This window comes from Pseudomonas sp. UME65 (genome assembly GCF_014170225.1).
GTDB classification, from domain to species: Bacteria; Pseudomonadota; Gammaproteobacteria; order Pseudomonadales; family Pseudomonadaceae; genus Aquipseudomonas; species Aquipseudomonas protegens.
Map to the genome: position 1 here is coordinate 274279 of NZ_LZZQ01000005.1, position 14763 is coordinate 289041.

Annotated in this window: 5 protein-coding genes; 2 read left to right on the forward strand and 3 right to left on the reverse strand. The window is 65.4% G+C overall.

Annotated elements, in window-relative coordinates; translation table 11 throughout:
- Positions 1 to 76: 76 nt before the first annotated feature.
- Both A9971_RS04815 and A9971_RS04820 read right to left on the reverse strand, forming a co-directional pair.
- On the reverse strand, positions 77 to 556 hold the full coding sequence (locus A9971_RS04815) for a hypothetical protein (protein WP_227454146.1): 480 nt from the start codon (positions 554 to 556) through the stop codon (positions 77 to 79).
- On the reverse strand, positions 553 to 11652 hold the full coding sequence (locus A9971_RS04820; protein ID WP_183000945.1) for a DUF637 domain-containing protein: 11100 nt from the start codon (positions 11650 to 11652) through the stop codon (positions 553 to 555). The genes A9971_RS04815 and A9971_RS04820 overlap by 4 nt, the downstream gene beginning before the upstream one ends.
- Positions 11653 to 12007: 355 nt before the next feature.
- On the opposite strand from A9971_RS04820, the gene A9971_RS04825 reads away from it, so the two are divergent.
- Both A9971_RS04825 and A9971_RS04830 read left to right on the forward strand, forming a co-directional pair.
- On the forward strand, positions 12008 to 13183 hold the full coding sequence (locus A9971_RS04825) for an SRPBCC family protein (protein WP_183000946.1): 1176 nt from the start codon (positions 12008 to 12010) through the stop codon (positions 13181 to 13183).
- Positions 13184 to 13207: 24 nt separating this feature from the next.
- Complete coding sequence (locus tag A9971_RS04830; RefSeq protein WP_183000947.1) at positions 13208 to 14311, forward strand: SMP-30/gluconolactonase/LRE family protein; 1104 nt, start codon at positions 13208 to 13210, stop codon at positions 14309 to 14311.
- A gap of 130 nt (positions 14312 to 14441) precedes the next feature.
- Here the strand turns inward: A9971_RS04830 and A9971_RS04835 are convergent, their stop codons facing one another.
- Complete coding sequence (locus A9971_RS04835) at positions 14442 to 14675, reverse strand: DUF465 domain-containing protein (protein WP_015636110.1); 234 nt, start codon at positions 14673 to 14675, stop codon at positions 14442 to 14444.
- Positions 14676 to 14763 lie beyond the last annotated feature (88 nt).

A 14763-nucleotide genomic window follows, 5' to 3' on the forward strand; every position in this document is an offset into this window, starting at 1 on the left:
CCATTGAAATTATCCAGGGGCTGGATAATTCGCGGCGCCAGCCCCGGCTGTCAATAACGGCAGCCGGAGCAAGGGGTCAGTCAGCAACCCCTGGACCAGCATTGCTCTCGGGCAGGAAAAGGCGCGCCGCCAGCCAGCAGGTCAGGCAGGCAGCCACGAATAGCACCAGCATCTCCACCTGGTAGTCGGCGAACTGTGCCTTCTTCACGCCATGGACCACCAGGGCGATGAAGATCAGCGCCCATAGGCTGGCCACGCTTGCGCCCACCAGGGCCAGCACCGCACAGGCGCGCGGGCTGTGGTAGACCTTCATCAGCGTCACCCCCAGGGCGAAGACCAGGAACGGCAGCAGAAACGCCACCTGGGCCACCAGCGGTGCAAGCACCGGCATCAGCAGCAACTCGCCCCCCCGCACCTCCCCCAGCAATCGCGGGTTGCTGGCCAGGTGGGCCAGCAGCGTGACGAACTTGAAGGCGCCGAACACCAGCCCCAACACCAGCGGGCAGAAGAAAAACGCCATGAACACCCGGCGTCGCGGGTAAGCCGCCGCACTCATGGCGCACAGCCCTGGCTCTTGGAGTAGCCCAGCAATTTGCAGCCAAACTCCACCCGGGACTTGTAATCCAGAATATCCACGCCGCCATCCATTCCTTTTCGATCACCGATCATTATCTCGGGCATGATCGACGTATCGGTCACCAGCCCGGAAAGCCAGGTGAATGCACTCCGGTCGCCCATGTACTGCTCATGAATCGGCTGCAGGATAGTCTGTTCGCCTTTCAATTGCTTGATGTCCCAGGCGACCGGATCGCTGGTGGCCTTGTTGTAGAGGTTCTTGAAGTTCTCGAAGCCACCGGTGATCAGCGCATCCCCGGCTGCCTTGCGCCAGTCATAGACCGGCGCCATCAGCCGGCCGACACCAAAGGTTATGTACGAGAGGTTATCGTCGGCTCCCAGGCCGGTCCAACCGGCCCTGGACACCTCTTCCGCCCCACCGAACCACTTGGCACCAATCCCCATGTTCTGCTCGTAGACATGGCTGGCACCAAAGAAATTGGCCCGGTTGTCGATGGTGTTCAAGTAGGTCACCAGGCGCCCGGCAGCCCCTTCGGTGTTGTAGAGATAGTCGAAGGTGTTCTTCGAGGAACGGGTCACATCCTTGTTCATGATGTTCCAGGCATCCTTCATGGCCACGTACTTGATCGAGGCATTGACCGCCGCGCGGCAACTGTCGCTGGTCGGCGCCTTGTCGCAGAGGCTGCGCATTTCCGAGTCCAGCCACTCGCTGAGTTTCTCGGCCTTGGCCACCGCAGCCTTCTTCTGCTCATCGGTAGAGCAGGTACGTCCCGACAGGCAGTTGCCCACCTCGTCGAAGGCCTGGTGCGTCAGGTAGTTGTACTGAGTGCCATTGGCCGCCACCGCCGAGGCGATGCTCATGTCACCACCGGACGCCGACGCGCCGAGTACACCGACAATCTGCGACAGGGCCATCAGGTTGGCCTGGGCCTGGATGTACTCCGGCGAGCCGGGGATCAGGTTGTCCGGCAGCAGCTTGTCCCCCAGCACCCCCACCAGCAACTCGTTGGCACCACCGGCGATGGCGCCGGTGCGAAAATCACCGCCCATGGCTTCAGACAGCAGGCCGCCAAGCCCGGCATGCAGGGCGATTTTCGCCAGGCCGCCTTCGGTCAGGCCCAGGTCGCCGATCTTGCCGGCACCATAGGCCCCGCCAATGCTCGCCGCGGTGCCGGCAGCGGCGCTGGCCAGGTTGTCCTTGAAGCTGCCGCCATAGACCGCAGTCTTGATCAGGGCATCGGCCGTGACCTTGACCGCCACGGTCTGCAGGCTCTTGGCATCCAGGCCCATGGCGCTCGGGTTGTAGTTCAACCCCTGGGCCACTCCGGCGGTGGCTGCGGCCACTGTGTAGCCCTTGATGCTCTCCTTGGAGGTCACGTCCTTGAGGACCTTGCCCAGGTTGCCGCGGTTGTCGATGGTGCTGACCGTGGCCTTGGTGGCGACGTTCACCGCCACTGCCTGGAGCATGGTGTTCATCCCGGCCATCATCGGCCCCATCACCGCCGCCAGGGCGATGGCGATGATCAACTGCGCTGCCGGGCCCAGGCCCGAGTTGTTGTACTTGAAGGACTCGTGGATCTCCTTGACCTGGCGCCAGTCGACGTCGCCCCGGGCCTCGGCCTGTTTCAGCCAGGCCAGTTGCGGGTCGGCCTGGACCATGGCGTCGATGGCCTGGCTGACGCTTTTCTGGTCGATGTGCTTGATGTCGATCTTCAAGCCTTCCACGGCCTTGATGGTCAGGCTGCCGCCGGCCACCAGGCTGCTCTGGCGCAGGGTTTCATCGGTGTTGCCGCGGCCTTTGGAGGAATTCCAGAAGGCATTGTTATTGCTCTTGGTGTGGCTTTCGTCGTGCAGGTCCTTGACCCCCTCGAAGGTGATCGCGCCGCCACTGTCCAGGGTCAGGTCCTTGGCGCTTTCCAGCTTGGCCACCTGGTATTTCTGGTCGCCGCCGCTCTTGAGGGTCAGGTCGCCGCCAGTCGTGATCTCGCTGCCGATGTTGGTGACCTGGGTCACCTCGTCACGGCGGGTCTTCTTGCGGCCCCAACTGCCCTTCTTCTTCATGTCGTACAGCGAGTAGTCGCTGTCCTGGGCCGCCAGCAACTCCAGGTTGTCACCAGCCACCAGGTAGGCTTCGTTGCCGGCGCTGATACGGCTGGAGATCAGGCTCAGGTCCTTGCCGGCACTGAGGACCACATCGGCGCCGGCGGTCAGCGAAGTGCCGACCTGGCTGACATGGTCTTCCTGGCGGGTGACCTTCTTGGTCTTGGAGTAGCTGTGCTGCTCATCCGCCGCCGAGGCCAGGGTCAGGTCACCCGCCGCATCCATGGCGATGTTGCGCTTGGCCTCGATCTGGCTGGCGACTGCCGTCAGGTCGCGTCCGGCGCTGACCGCCAGATCCCTTCCGACGCTGAAGCTTGAACCGTGCTGGGTGATGCTTTCGTTGAGGTAGCGGTCGCGGGTGAGCTTGTCGTGCTCCTGGGCCGATACCAGGTTGACGTCGCGCGCAGCGATCAGGGTCGTGTCGCCGCCACTGCTCAGCACCCCGCCGATGTTATTGATATCGCGACCGGCACCGACATTCAGGTCGTTGCGGGCCTCGATCCGCCCGGCGTTGTCGGCGTAGTCCAGGCGCTGGGTGGTGGAGCCCGGGTTGCTCTGGAAGGTGGTGATGCTGCGCTCGTTGATCACGTCCCCGGCCAGGGCGCGGACCGTCACGTCACGCCCGGCGATAATACCGCCGGACTGGTTGACCACGTTGTCCCCGGCCAGCAGGTTCAGGCGATTGCCCGCCTCGATCAGGCCACCGTTGATCAGGTCAGTCCCCGCCGTGGCACTGAGGTTCTCACTGGCGCGCAAGGTCCCGGAGTTGACCAGGTCCTTGCCGGCGATCAGGGTCACGTCGCGGCCCTGGACCAGCGCGCCATTGGGCGCCAGACGGTTGTTGGCGTTGGCCAGGTACAGCACTGGCACCAGCACCTTCTCGCCGTTCACCTCCTGCTCTTCGAGCCAGACGATGTCGTGGGTCAGGGCCGCCACCTGCTGGGAGGTCAGGGTCACGCCCACTGCCAGGTTGAGTGAATCCTTGCTGGCGATGGCGTTGTTCATCAGGTACTTGAACATGCCCTCATCGCTATTCTGGCCATCGAGGAAACGCTGGCCGGTACGGGCCGTGACCGCTTGCTGGATCAGGCGCTGCTCGTAAAAACCATCACCCAGGCGCTTGGCGCTCTGGTCCGGGTCGTAGCCCAGTTTCGACAGCAGATAGTCCGAACCCATGAACTGCTTGAGGTCGGTGAGCAGCGGGTTGGTCTCGATCAGGTACTTGTGCGGATTGCTGCGCACACTGCTGTCCGGCAGGCCCTGGACGCGGTTGACGCTCTGGTTGCCAGCACTGCCCGTGGGCAGCAGCACGCCCCCCGGCGAATCCCCGGCCACGGCGTTCACCTGCACCGTCGCTGCGCGGCCATCGATGCCCGTGGCCTGGTGATCAACCAGGTTCAGGTCGCGAGCGCCCAGGGCCACTTGCGGCAGCGGCCGGTTGCTCAGTTCCCGGGGCTGGACCGGCTCCGGACCGGCCTGGCGAGTGCTCAGTTCCAGGCTGGCGCCGCCCATGCTCCAGCTCTGCGCCGGGGCCGAGGGCTGCGCTGCGCCGCCCTGGCCGCTCAGGCGGAACAGGCCGTTCTGCCCGGATGGCAGGCTGAAGTTGGGCAGGCTCAGGGGGTTGACCTGCTGCTGCGCCAGGTCCGGCGGTAGCTGGGAGTGGAGCACTACCATCAGCGGCTTGCTGGAGGCGCCCACCGCCGTGTCGCGGGTGCTACCGCCCACGGCGATGGCATTCTTGACCACGCTGATATTGCTGATGTCGTTGGCTGCCGTGAGCCGGGCCTTGCCACCGGCCTGGATGATGGCCGGCGCCGCCGAAGAGCTCAGGGTCGAGGTCTCTACCGGCCGGTCGATGCCATAGAAGATCCCCGGGTTGAACTTGGCCACCAGGGCGGCGAAGTCCTCCTGGTTGAAGGCACTGCCCTGCGGGTGCGCCCGGTCATAGGCCTGCACGTCACGGGCCAGCTGGAAGAACAGCCCGCGATTGATCTTGACCCCGGCGCCGACTTCATAGCCGGAAGAACCGGACGCCACCAGGGAGGCCTGGTTGGTGATGGTGCCGCTGGTGATGCTCAGGTCATTGCCTGCCGACACGGTGCTGTAGCGGTTGAGGAAGCTGGTGCTGTTGACCGTCAGGTTGCCCCCCGCGTTCAGGGTCGACTGCGGCGAGTCGCTGGTCACCACGCCTTCCACCGTCCGGTAGATAAACACCGGCCCCCGGACCCAACTGGCGCCACCGCCGCAGTGCTGGACGCAGCGGATGGTCATGCGGCCATCGGTGATCTGCTGGCTGGCTTCGTATTTTTCCCGGTCGTTGACCAGATCCAGTGCAGCGATATTGATATCGCCGCCGCTCTGGATGTTGCCGGAGATGTTTCTCAGGTTTTGGGCCGAGGTGCCTGCCGCCATGCCGGCCACGGTCAGGCCGCCAAGGCTGTAGAACTCGCCATAGCTGTTGGTCAGGGTGTTGACGTTGAGGCTGGCGTTCTGGCCGCTGAATACGAAACCGTGGTCGTTGACCAGGGTCGGGGTGACCAGATTCAGGCCCTGGGCGGCGCCCAGGGTGCCGGTGTTGAGCACGCCGCCGGCATTCACCGAGAGTCCGGCGTTGGAGGTCAGGCGCCCGGCGTTGTTCAGTTGCCCGGCGACCGTGACCTGGGTACCGCCGCCACCGGCGATGCTGCCCGCGGCGCCAAGGTTGAGCTGGGCCGCGCCAAAGCCAAGGGTGCCCAGGCTGGATACCCGGCCATTACCGGAATAGGTGCCGCCGATCTGCAGGTCCAGGCTGCCATCACTGGCCAGCAGCCCGTCGTTGTTCCAGTTGCCACCCCGGGCCTGCAAGTGCTGGCTGGCCAGCAACTGGCCAGCGGCGGTCTGGCTGAAGTGGTTGACGTCGAGGTTCAGGCGCCCGGCCTGGATCACGCTACTGTTGGTCCAGCTGTCGGCGGTCAGCGTCAGCCCGCCCCGGGTGACCAGGCTGCCGCCGGCATTGATCACGTTGCCGGTGGCGATATCGAAGTTGCCTTCGCCCAGGTGCAGCAGGCTGCCACCCTGATTGAGGAAACCCGACGCCGCCAGGGTCAGGTCGGTGTTGGCGGATTCCAGCAGGCCGTTGCGGTTGTCGAACAGCCCGCCGATCTGCAGGTCGGTCTTGCCGCCAGGGGCCAGGGCCCGCAGTTTGCCGCCCTGGTTGTCCAGGCTGGCGCCGCGCAGCGCCAGGCTCTCGCGGCTTTCAATCAGGCCGCCCTGGTTGACCAGGGAACCGTTGAAATCCAGGTCGATGTGCTGGCCGTTGATCTGCCCGGTGCTGTTGTCGAGCTGATTGCCGCTGGCCTTGACCCGCCCGCTGGCATACAGCCCGCCCTGGCTGTTATCCACCCCGGCGCTGCCGGCATTGAGCAGCAAGTCGCCACCCTTGGCCGCCATGCGTCCGGCGCCGTTGTCGAAACCGGCCAGGGCTTGCAGATCCAGGCGCTGGGCCTCGGCCTGGCCGCCATGGTTGTTCAGCACCCCCGATATCCGGGCCTGGAACAGCCCCTTGAGGCTGGACAGCACACCCGCGCGGTTATCCAGGCTGGCGCCTTGAATGTCCAGGTCACCATCCTCGGCAATCAGCTTGCCGCCCTGGTTATCGATGCCCCCGGTCACTGCCAGGGTCTGGGCCTTGGCGCTCTGGATCGCGCCCTTGGCATTGTTCAGGCTGCCGGCGCTCAGGCTCAGGCCGGCGTCGCGGCTGTAGATCAGGCCGTCATTCTGGTTGCGCACCTCACCACTGACGTTGACCTGCAGCGCACCGTTGGCGGCCAGGGTGCCGCGGTTACTGTTGTCCAGGCTGTTGCTGAACAGAGTCATCAGGTTCTGGCTGACCAACTGCCCGTCCTGGTTGTCGATGCGGCTGGAACGCTTGAGCAGCAACGGGCCGCTGGCGGCCAGCTTGCCCTGGGTGTTGACCAGGGCACCCAGAAGATCGAGGGTCACCGCGCCTTCACCGCGCAGGTTGCCACCCTGGTTGTTCAGGCTATTGCCGTTGAAGTTCAGGCCGCCCACGGCGCTGAGTCGGCCGCCCTGGTTGTCCAGGTCGCCGGCGCCGATGTCGAGGCTGGCGCTGCTTTCAATCAGCCCGCCCCGGGCGTTGTTCAAACCTCCACTGCCAAGGATCAGTTGCTGCTCGCCCTTGCTGGTGACGATGCCCTTGTCGCTGTTGTCCAGGCTCGCGGCCTTGAGGGTCAGCTGACCCTGGCTGGCCAGCCCGCCTTGCGCACTGTTGAGCAAGGCGCCGCTGAGGTCGATATTCAGATCCCCCAGCAGGCTCGACAAGGTACCTTGCTGGCGGTTGTCCAGGCTGCCGCCGCTGACCTTGAGCCCCTGCCAGCCGGATATCAGGCCCTGCTGGTTGCCCAGGTTCACGGCCTCGACCCCAAGCTGCTGGTGGCTGATCAGCTTGCCGCCACTGTTGTCCAGGCTGCGCCCGGCCAGGTTGAAGCCCTGGGTGCTGGAGATTTCCCCGGCCTGGTTCTGCAGGTCCCGCAGCCCGGCAATGCTCAGCACGCCCTGGGTGTTGATCAGGCCCTGGCGGTTGTCCAGGTCCGAGCCTTGGGCCCCCAGGTCGATGCCCACACGGGTGCCGCCGAGCAGGCGCCCACCCTGGTTGTCCAGGCCGTTGGCGCTGATCTGCAGCGGCCCGGCGGCCTGGATCAGGCCCTGGTTGCGCAACGGGCCAGTGACCCGCAGGTCCAGTTCGCTGTCGCTGAGCAGCGAGCCGCTGTGGTCCAGGCTAGCGGCATCGATCTGCAACGCGGCGGCGGCGATCTTGCCCTTGAGCGCGGTCAGCGCGCCCTCGATGCGCAAGGTCAGGGCCTGGTTGCTGAGCAACTGCCCGGCGCTGTTGTCCAGGCTGCGGGCGGCCAGTTCGAAAGCCTGCTGGCTGGAGATTTCCCCCTGACGGTTGTCCACCGCGCCGAGGTTGCTCAGCAGTAGCACACCGGGGGCATTGATCAGGCCGCCCTGGTTGTTCAGGGTGCCATGGTTCAGGTCCAGGCTCAGGCGGCTCTTGCTGAACAGCTTGCCGCCCTGCTGCTGCAACCCGGTGACCGAGGCCGTCAGGGCCTTGGCGCTGCCGATGCTGCCCTGCTCGTTGTTGACCTGGGCAGCGTTCAGGCTCAGTTCATCACCGCTGTTGAGGTTGCCGCCCTGGCTGTTGTCCAGCGCTCCGGTAGTGAGTGACAGCCGGCCCTTGGCGCTGATGATGCCCTGCTGCTGGTTGTCCAGCCGGGCACTGGCCAGGGTCAGGCCCGCGTCGCTCAACAACTTGCCGCCCTGGTTGCTCAGGGCCTGCCCGGCGCTGACCTGCAAGGCACCACCACTGGACAGGCTGCCCCGGTCGTTGTTCAGGTTGCGGGCCTGGGTCGCCAGGCGGCCTTCGCTGCTGATCCGGCCTTTGCGGTTGTCGAGGTCTTCACCCAGTTCCAGGTCCAGGCGCTGGGCCCCCACCAGTTGCCCGCCCCGGTTGTCCAGGCCGATGCCGCTGAGGCTCAGGCCCTGGTCCGCGGAAATCAGGCCCAGGTTCTGGTTGAGCACCCGGGCCACCTTCAGGGTCAGGTCACCACTGGCCAGCAGGCGGCCCTGGTCACTGTTGTCCAGGCGCTCGCCGCTCAGGTCGATCTGCCGGCTCGACACTTCACCGCCGCGGTTATCCAGTCGCCCGACCTGCAGGTCCAGGGCGCGGGTGGCGCCCACCAGCCCCTCCTGGCGGTTGTCCAGGCTGGCGGCCTTGAGGGTCATCTGCCCTTCGGCCAGCAGTATTGCGCCCTGGTTGTCGGCGTGCCCGCTGACCTGCAGTTGGCTGTCGCCACGGCTGTGCAACTGGCCGTCGCGGTTGTCCAGACTGGCGCTGCGGCTGTCGATGGCTGCAGCCGAGATCAGCCCCTTGACGTTGGCCAGGGCCTGCTCGATGCGCAGGGTCAGGGCCTGATTGCTCAGGAGCTTGCCGGCACCGTTGTCCAGTTCCCGGGCGTTGAGGCTGAAGGCCTTGGCCCCGGAGATTTCACCGCTGCGGTTGTCCACCCGGTCGAGGTTGCGCAACAACAACTGCCCCGGGGTGTGCAGGTTGCCGCCCTGGTTGTCCAGCAGGCCATGGTTCAGGTCCAAGGTCAGGTCGGCGTTGCTGAACAGCTCGCCGCCCTGCTGCTGCAGACCAGTGATGCTGGCATTGAGGGCCTGGTCGCTGCCGATCCGGCCCTGGTTGTTGGTCAGTTGGGCAGTGGTCAGGGTCAACTGCCCGGCACTGGTCAGGCTGCCGCCCTGGCTGTTGTCGAAAGCGCCGGTGCCCAGGCGGGCATCGGCCTTGGCGCTGATCACGCCCTTGTCGCTGTTGTTCAGGCTGGTGCTGTCCAGGGTCAGCCCCTGCTCGGCGACGATCGAGCCGCCCTGGTTGAGCAGCGCCCCGCGGCTGTCGAGGCTCAGGGCCCGGGCACCGGTCAGGCGTCCGCCGCGGTTGTCCAGGCTGCCAACCTTGAGGGTCAGCAGGTCTTCGCCGCTGATCAGGCCGCGCTGGTTGTCCAGGGCTGCGCTCAGGGTCAGCAGCAACGGCTTCTGGCTCACCAGCTGGCCGCCGCTGTTGTCCAGGCTGTCGCCACTCAGGGTCAGCCCTTGCTTGCTGAACAACAGCCCCTGGTTCTGGTTGATGACCCGGGCCACCTGGAGCAGCAGGCGCTGGTCCGCCAGGACCTTGCCGCCATCACTGTTGTTCAGCCCCTGGCCGTTGACCTGCACTTCCCCCTGGCCCGACAGTGCACCACCACGGTTATCCACCTCGACGACGTCCAGGGTCAGGGCCTTGAGGGAGGCCACCAGGCCCTGGTCCCGGTTATCCAGGGACTGGCCCTGCAGATGCAGAACGCCTTCGGCCACCAGCTCGCCGCCATGCTGGGCAAGGCTGTCCACCTGGGCATGGAGTTCGCCTTTGCTGGCGATGCGGCCAGCGTGGTTGAGCACCTCGCCGCTGTTCAGCGTCAGGGTTGAAGTGGCGCTGAGCAGGCCACCGCTGTTGTCCAGGCGGTTGCCTTCGACGGTGACGGCGGTCCGGCTTTCCAGGCGGCCCTTGTCGCGGTTATCCACGTCACGACTGTGCAGGCCCAGGGCCTGATCGGCATGTATCACCCCACCGCGGTTGTCCGCACTCTCGCCGCGCACCACCAGGGTGTCGCTGCCGGAAATCCTGCCCTTGCGGTTGTCCAGTTGCCCGGCCTGTACTTCCATGGCCTGGGTAGCCTGAATCAAGCCCCTGTCCTGGTTGTCGAGACGACCGGCGACCTGGACCTCCAGGCGCTCCTCGCTGCGCAGGTTACCGGCCTTGCTGTTGTCCAGGGATGCGGCCTGCACCTTCAGCAAGCGCTCCGCCCCCAGGGCACCGCCACGGTTGTCGATGGCCCCGCTGGCGTTGATATCCAGGGTTTCACCGGCCATCACCAGCCCGGCAACGTTGTCCAGCGCCGCCAGTTGCAGGCGAACCTGGCTCAGGCTGCTGAGCTCGCCGTGGCGATTGCCCAGGTGGCCGATCTCGGCCTTGAGTTGGCCGTCGCTGGTGATCAGGGCATTGTGGTTCAGCACCTGGGTGGCCTGCAGTTCCAGGCTGTCGCTGCTCAGGACCCGGCCCTGGTTCTGGTTGTCCAGAGTGCCGGCGCTGACCTTCACCTGATGCTGGCCACTAAGGGTACCGCCCCGGTTGTCCAGGGTCTGGGCCGTGTTCAGGGTCAGGTCGCGGCTGGCGATAATGCTCTTGCCGCGGTTGTCGAGATCCCGGGCGTTGAGGCTGATATCGCCGTTGGCGTTGCGAGAGTTATCGGCATTGACCCCGGCTTCGATGATGCCCTGGTTGCTCAGTTGGCCACCGCTGTCCAGCTGGATGCTGTCGCGGGCGGCGAGGGTTTTCTGGCTGCTCAGGTCGCCCCGGGTCTGTACCTTGAGTTCGCTGCCGGCGTAGACCGCGCCCTGGGCCTCCAGGCTGCCGGCCTTGATCGCCACCGCGCCCTTCTCGGCAGTGGCGTCGGCCATGCGCAACTGGCCGTTGGCATCCAGTTGGATATCACCGCCACTGGCGATCAGCTTGCCGTCGAGCTTCACCCCGACCCCGGCTTCAGTGCCCACCAGCTTGATCGCCCCGGCGTACATGCCGCCGAGGGCTGATGAGTCGATGGCCAGTTGCGGTGCATCCACCGGGTTGGCGGTGCGGGCCGTGGCGTTCAAGGTCTTGGCGTCGACGTCGTTGGTCCCGGCGATCACCGCCAGGTGCCGGGCCTGGATCTCGGCGTTGATCTTGGCGCTGCGGGTGATGATTTCGAACTGGTCGATATTGCTCGCGTTGAGGCCTGCACCCTCGATGGCGACGCTGCCCTGGTCCACTTGGTAACGCTGGAGCTGGCCGTTCTCGATCACCGGCTTGCCGGTGGTCAGGGTGGCTTTCGGGGTGTTGATGAAGCCGCAGCCGTTGCAGGTCACGCCGTAGGGGTTGGCGACAATGACATGGGCCGCTTGCCCGGCCACTTCGGTGTAGCCCTTGAGCTGGCTGGGGCTGCCGCCGTTGACCTCGTTGAGGATCACATTGGCCGCGCGGCCACCCAGGTTGGAGTTGCCGAGAATGATTCCACCGAGCTGGGTTTCCTGGGTGCGGCCGGTGGCGTTGTTGAGGATCAGCCCCTGCTGGCCGACGTTGTAGTCGCTGAACTTGTTGTGCGACAGGCCGCTGCCATTGGGCGTGGCAATGTTGACGATGGGCACGCCATTGCCGGCCTGTCCCAGTGTTGTACCGCTGCCGTTGACCACGATGCCGTCGGCCATCGCCACCAGCGGCTGCCAGAACATCATGTTGGCCAGGACGAACGCCAGGCTGCGCTTGGACAAGCCGCAGAACGAATCACGGGATTGCAGGACAGCAGAGGGTTGCTGGGCCAGGAAGGTGAAGTGGCGAACGTCCATGTCAGTCTCTTAGCAATGCAGGAGCACAAGCCCCTGGAGCCTTCATCCTGAAGGCCCATGGCGAGGAAAAATTGATTTCGGCAAGCAGGGTCGAACTGGCAGCCCCTCGATGCCTGACAGGCAAAACGGAACCAGAAAGAAGCAGAGTGCGAGCAGAAATGATATCAATTCAATATCAAAATACTAAATAGCCACTATTCTGGCGTCAATCTTTCATTCGCCTCGCTGTCGTTTCCCTGGGCTTTATCCAGGCATTTTCAGCCTGATGAATAATCCTCATTCCCACTATCCATTGGCTGGATAATTACCCGCCGGCTACGCTGCTGCCCATAAAAACAACAACGGGAATCGGGCCGTGCGAGAAACCACCCAGCACTTTCGTCAGCAATACCGAGCGGCGGTCAGTCCGCGCTACAACCCCTGGCTGCATGGCGGCTTTGTCCTGGCCTATGGCCTGCTGTGCATCGGCCTGCTATGCAGCACCCTGAGCCAGGTGCAGCCCCTGGAATGGCTGGCGGTGCCGCTGGCGCTGCTGTTCTTCAACCTGTGCATCTACGTGGTGCACCGCTGGCTGGGGCATCACAAGCAGCGCTTCGCGCGGATGTTCTATGCCCGCCATACCGGCGACCACCACAGCTTCTTCGCCCCCGGGCTGATGGCCTATGAAGGCTACCGGGACTGGCGGGTGATTCTGTTTCCGGCCTGGCTGATCGTGGTGCACAGCCTGCTCTTCGCCCTGCCCCTGTGGGCGCTGCTGCGCCTGTGGAATGGCAACGTGGCGGCGCTGTTCGCCAGTTGCACCCTGCTCGGCTACCTGGCCTACGAGGTGTTCCATGCCTGCGAGCACCTGCCCGCCAATCACCCCCTGGCGCGCCTGCCCTGGGTACGGCAGATGCGCCGCCTGCACGAACTGCATCACCGCCGCGAGCTGATGCAGGAGCGCAACTTCAATATTGTCCTGCCGCTGATGGACTGGCTGTTCGGTACCCTGCACTGGCAACCGCAAGAGCCGCCCGCCGTCACTTCCACCCCTGACGAGGCCACGCCCATGACCCGCATGCAGCACCAGGTCGACATCCCCCGCAGCGCCGCCAGCACCCTGGCCTATGCCGCCAGCTCGCGGCTCTGGCCACAGTGGCACCCCTCCTCGCTCAGGGTCGAGGGCGACGAAGGCCCGCTGTTCGCCGGGCAAGGCTTCGAGGAAGACATCCATGCCGGCGGGCGCAGCGGCCACCTGAGCTGGACGGTCGAGGAGTACCTGCCCGGGCACCGCTGGCGTGCCAGCGCCCGGGGCGATCACGGCCTGCACCTGCAGGTGACCTACGAATGCCAGCCCCTGGGGGCGCAGCACACGCGCTTCGTACGGACCCTGGAGTACGGCTTTGACAACCTGCTGATGCGCCTGGGCAATCAGCTGTTATTCAAGCGACGGATAGAACGGGAATCCGCCGCCTCATTGCTGGCATTGTGCGAGATGGCCCAGCAAGCTATCCCGCTGCCCGCCACCGAGGCCCCCGGCCGCCCGTCCTGAGGCCGCCCCGACAGGAGTCATTGCATGAATCAGATTGCCCCCCGCCGCTTCAGCGGCCTGCGGATTGTCCTGCTGGTGCTGCTGGCCGTCCTGGCCTTCCTGCTGCTGATGCCGACCAGGGTCCAGCCGGTGGCCTGGAACCCGGCGCCGGCGCCGTCCCTGAGCCAGGGGCCGTTTGCCGAGAACCAGAAGCTCAAGGCCGTGCAGCCGGTGGGCGCCCGGGACATCGACGGCCCCGAAGCCCTGCTGCTGGAACACGAACAACTGCTCAGCGGCCTGCATGACGGCCGGGTGATCCAGAGCAGCCTCGACGGCAGTGCGCTCAAGGTGCTGGTCAATACCGGCGGCCGGCCCCTGGGCCTGGCCCGGCACCCGGACGGGCGCCTGATCATCGCCGATGCCATCAAGGGCCTGCTGGCCCTGGACAGCCAGGGCCAGTTGCAGACCCTGAGCACCGAGGCCAACGGCCTGAAGTTCGGCTTTACCGACGATGTGGCGGTCGATGCCGCGGGGCGCTACGCCTACTTCAGCGACGCCACCAGCCGCTGGGGCTATGGCCATGACGGCGAAGCGGTGATCGAGCACGGCGCCGATGGCCGCCTGCTGCGCTACGACTTCCAGAGCGGCACCACCGAGGTGCTGCTGGACCGCCTGGAGTTCGCCAACGGCATTGCCCTGGGGCCGGACGAGGCCTATGTGCTGGTCAATGAAACCGGCGCCTACCGCATCAGCCGCTACTGGCTCAAGGGTGACAAGGCCGGCAGCCACGACCTGTTCATCGACAACCTGCCGGGGCTGCCGGACAACCTGAGCTTCAATGGCGCCGGGCGTTTCTGGGTGGCCCTGTACGCACCGCGCAACCCGTTGCTCGACGCCACCGCGCCCTACCCCTTCGTGCGCAAGATGCTGGTGCGGGCGATGACGGTATTGCCCAAGCCGGTGGAGAAACGCGGCTTCGTGCTGGGCCTGGATACCCAGGGCCGGGTGATCGCCAACCTGCAGGATGGCAGCAGCGGCAACTACTCGCCGATCACCACGGTGCGCGAATATGGCGATACCTTGTACCTGGGGTCGCTGACGGCCAGGCACATGGCCCGGTTGTCGTTGAAGGAGGCGCTGGCGCCTTGAGGTTGGGGGCGTTGCAGCTTGGGGTGGGGACAGCCCGGCGGGCGTCTGGGCGGCTATGCCGCCCAGCGGGAGCAAGCTCCCTCGCCACAACAAGCGCCTTGCTACTGCGAGCGTCTTTGTTACAGGGGGGTCAGGAACCGGCGGTGAGTTTCCCGGCGATCTCATCCTTGATCAGCAGGCGTTTTTCCTTGAGTTTCTTCAGTTCGTCGTCTGCGGCAGCGGCAGCTTCGGCCTTGAGCACCTGATCGTCGATGCTGGTGTATTTGTCGAACAGCGCATTCAGGTGGGGGTCACTGGCCCGACGCTGTTGAATGTCTTCTTTACTGCAGCTCAGGTCCTGGTAAAGGTCGTGGGTCACCGGCATGGAACACCTCCGTGGTTGATCGGCAGCAAGGGCGTCATCACGCCCCCGCCGGTTATCAGAATGGCCTCGCCGGACCGGGTCTGTCGAC

Excerpts from the sequence above, each read along its gene's own strand:
- A9971_RS04815 (WP_227454146.1), bottom strand. The coding sequence starts at position 556 with ATGAGTGCGGCGGCTTACCCGCGACGCCGGGTGTTCATGGCGTTTTTC.
- A9971_RS04830 (WP_183000947.1), top strand. The coding sequence starts at position 13,208 with ATGAATCAGATTGCCCCCCGCCGCTTCAGCGGCCTGCGGATTGTCCTG.
- A9971_RS04820 (WP_183000945.1), bottom strand. The coding sequence starts at position 11,652 with ATGGACGTTCGCCACTTCACCTTCCTGGCCCAGCAACCCTCTGCTGTC.
- A9971_RS04835 (WP_015636110.1), bottom strand. The coding sequence starts at position 14,675 with ATGCCGGTGACCCACGACCTTTACCAGGACCTGAGCTGCAGTAAAGAA.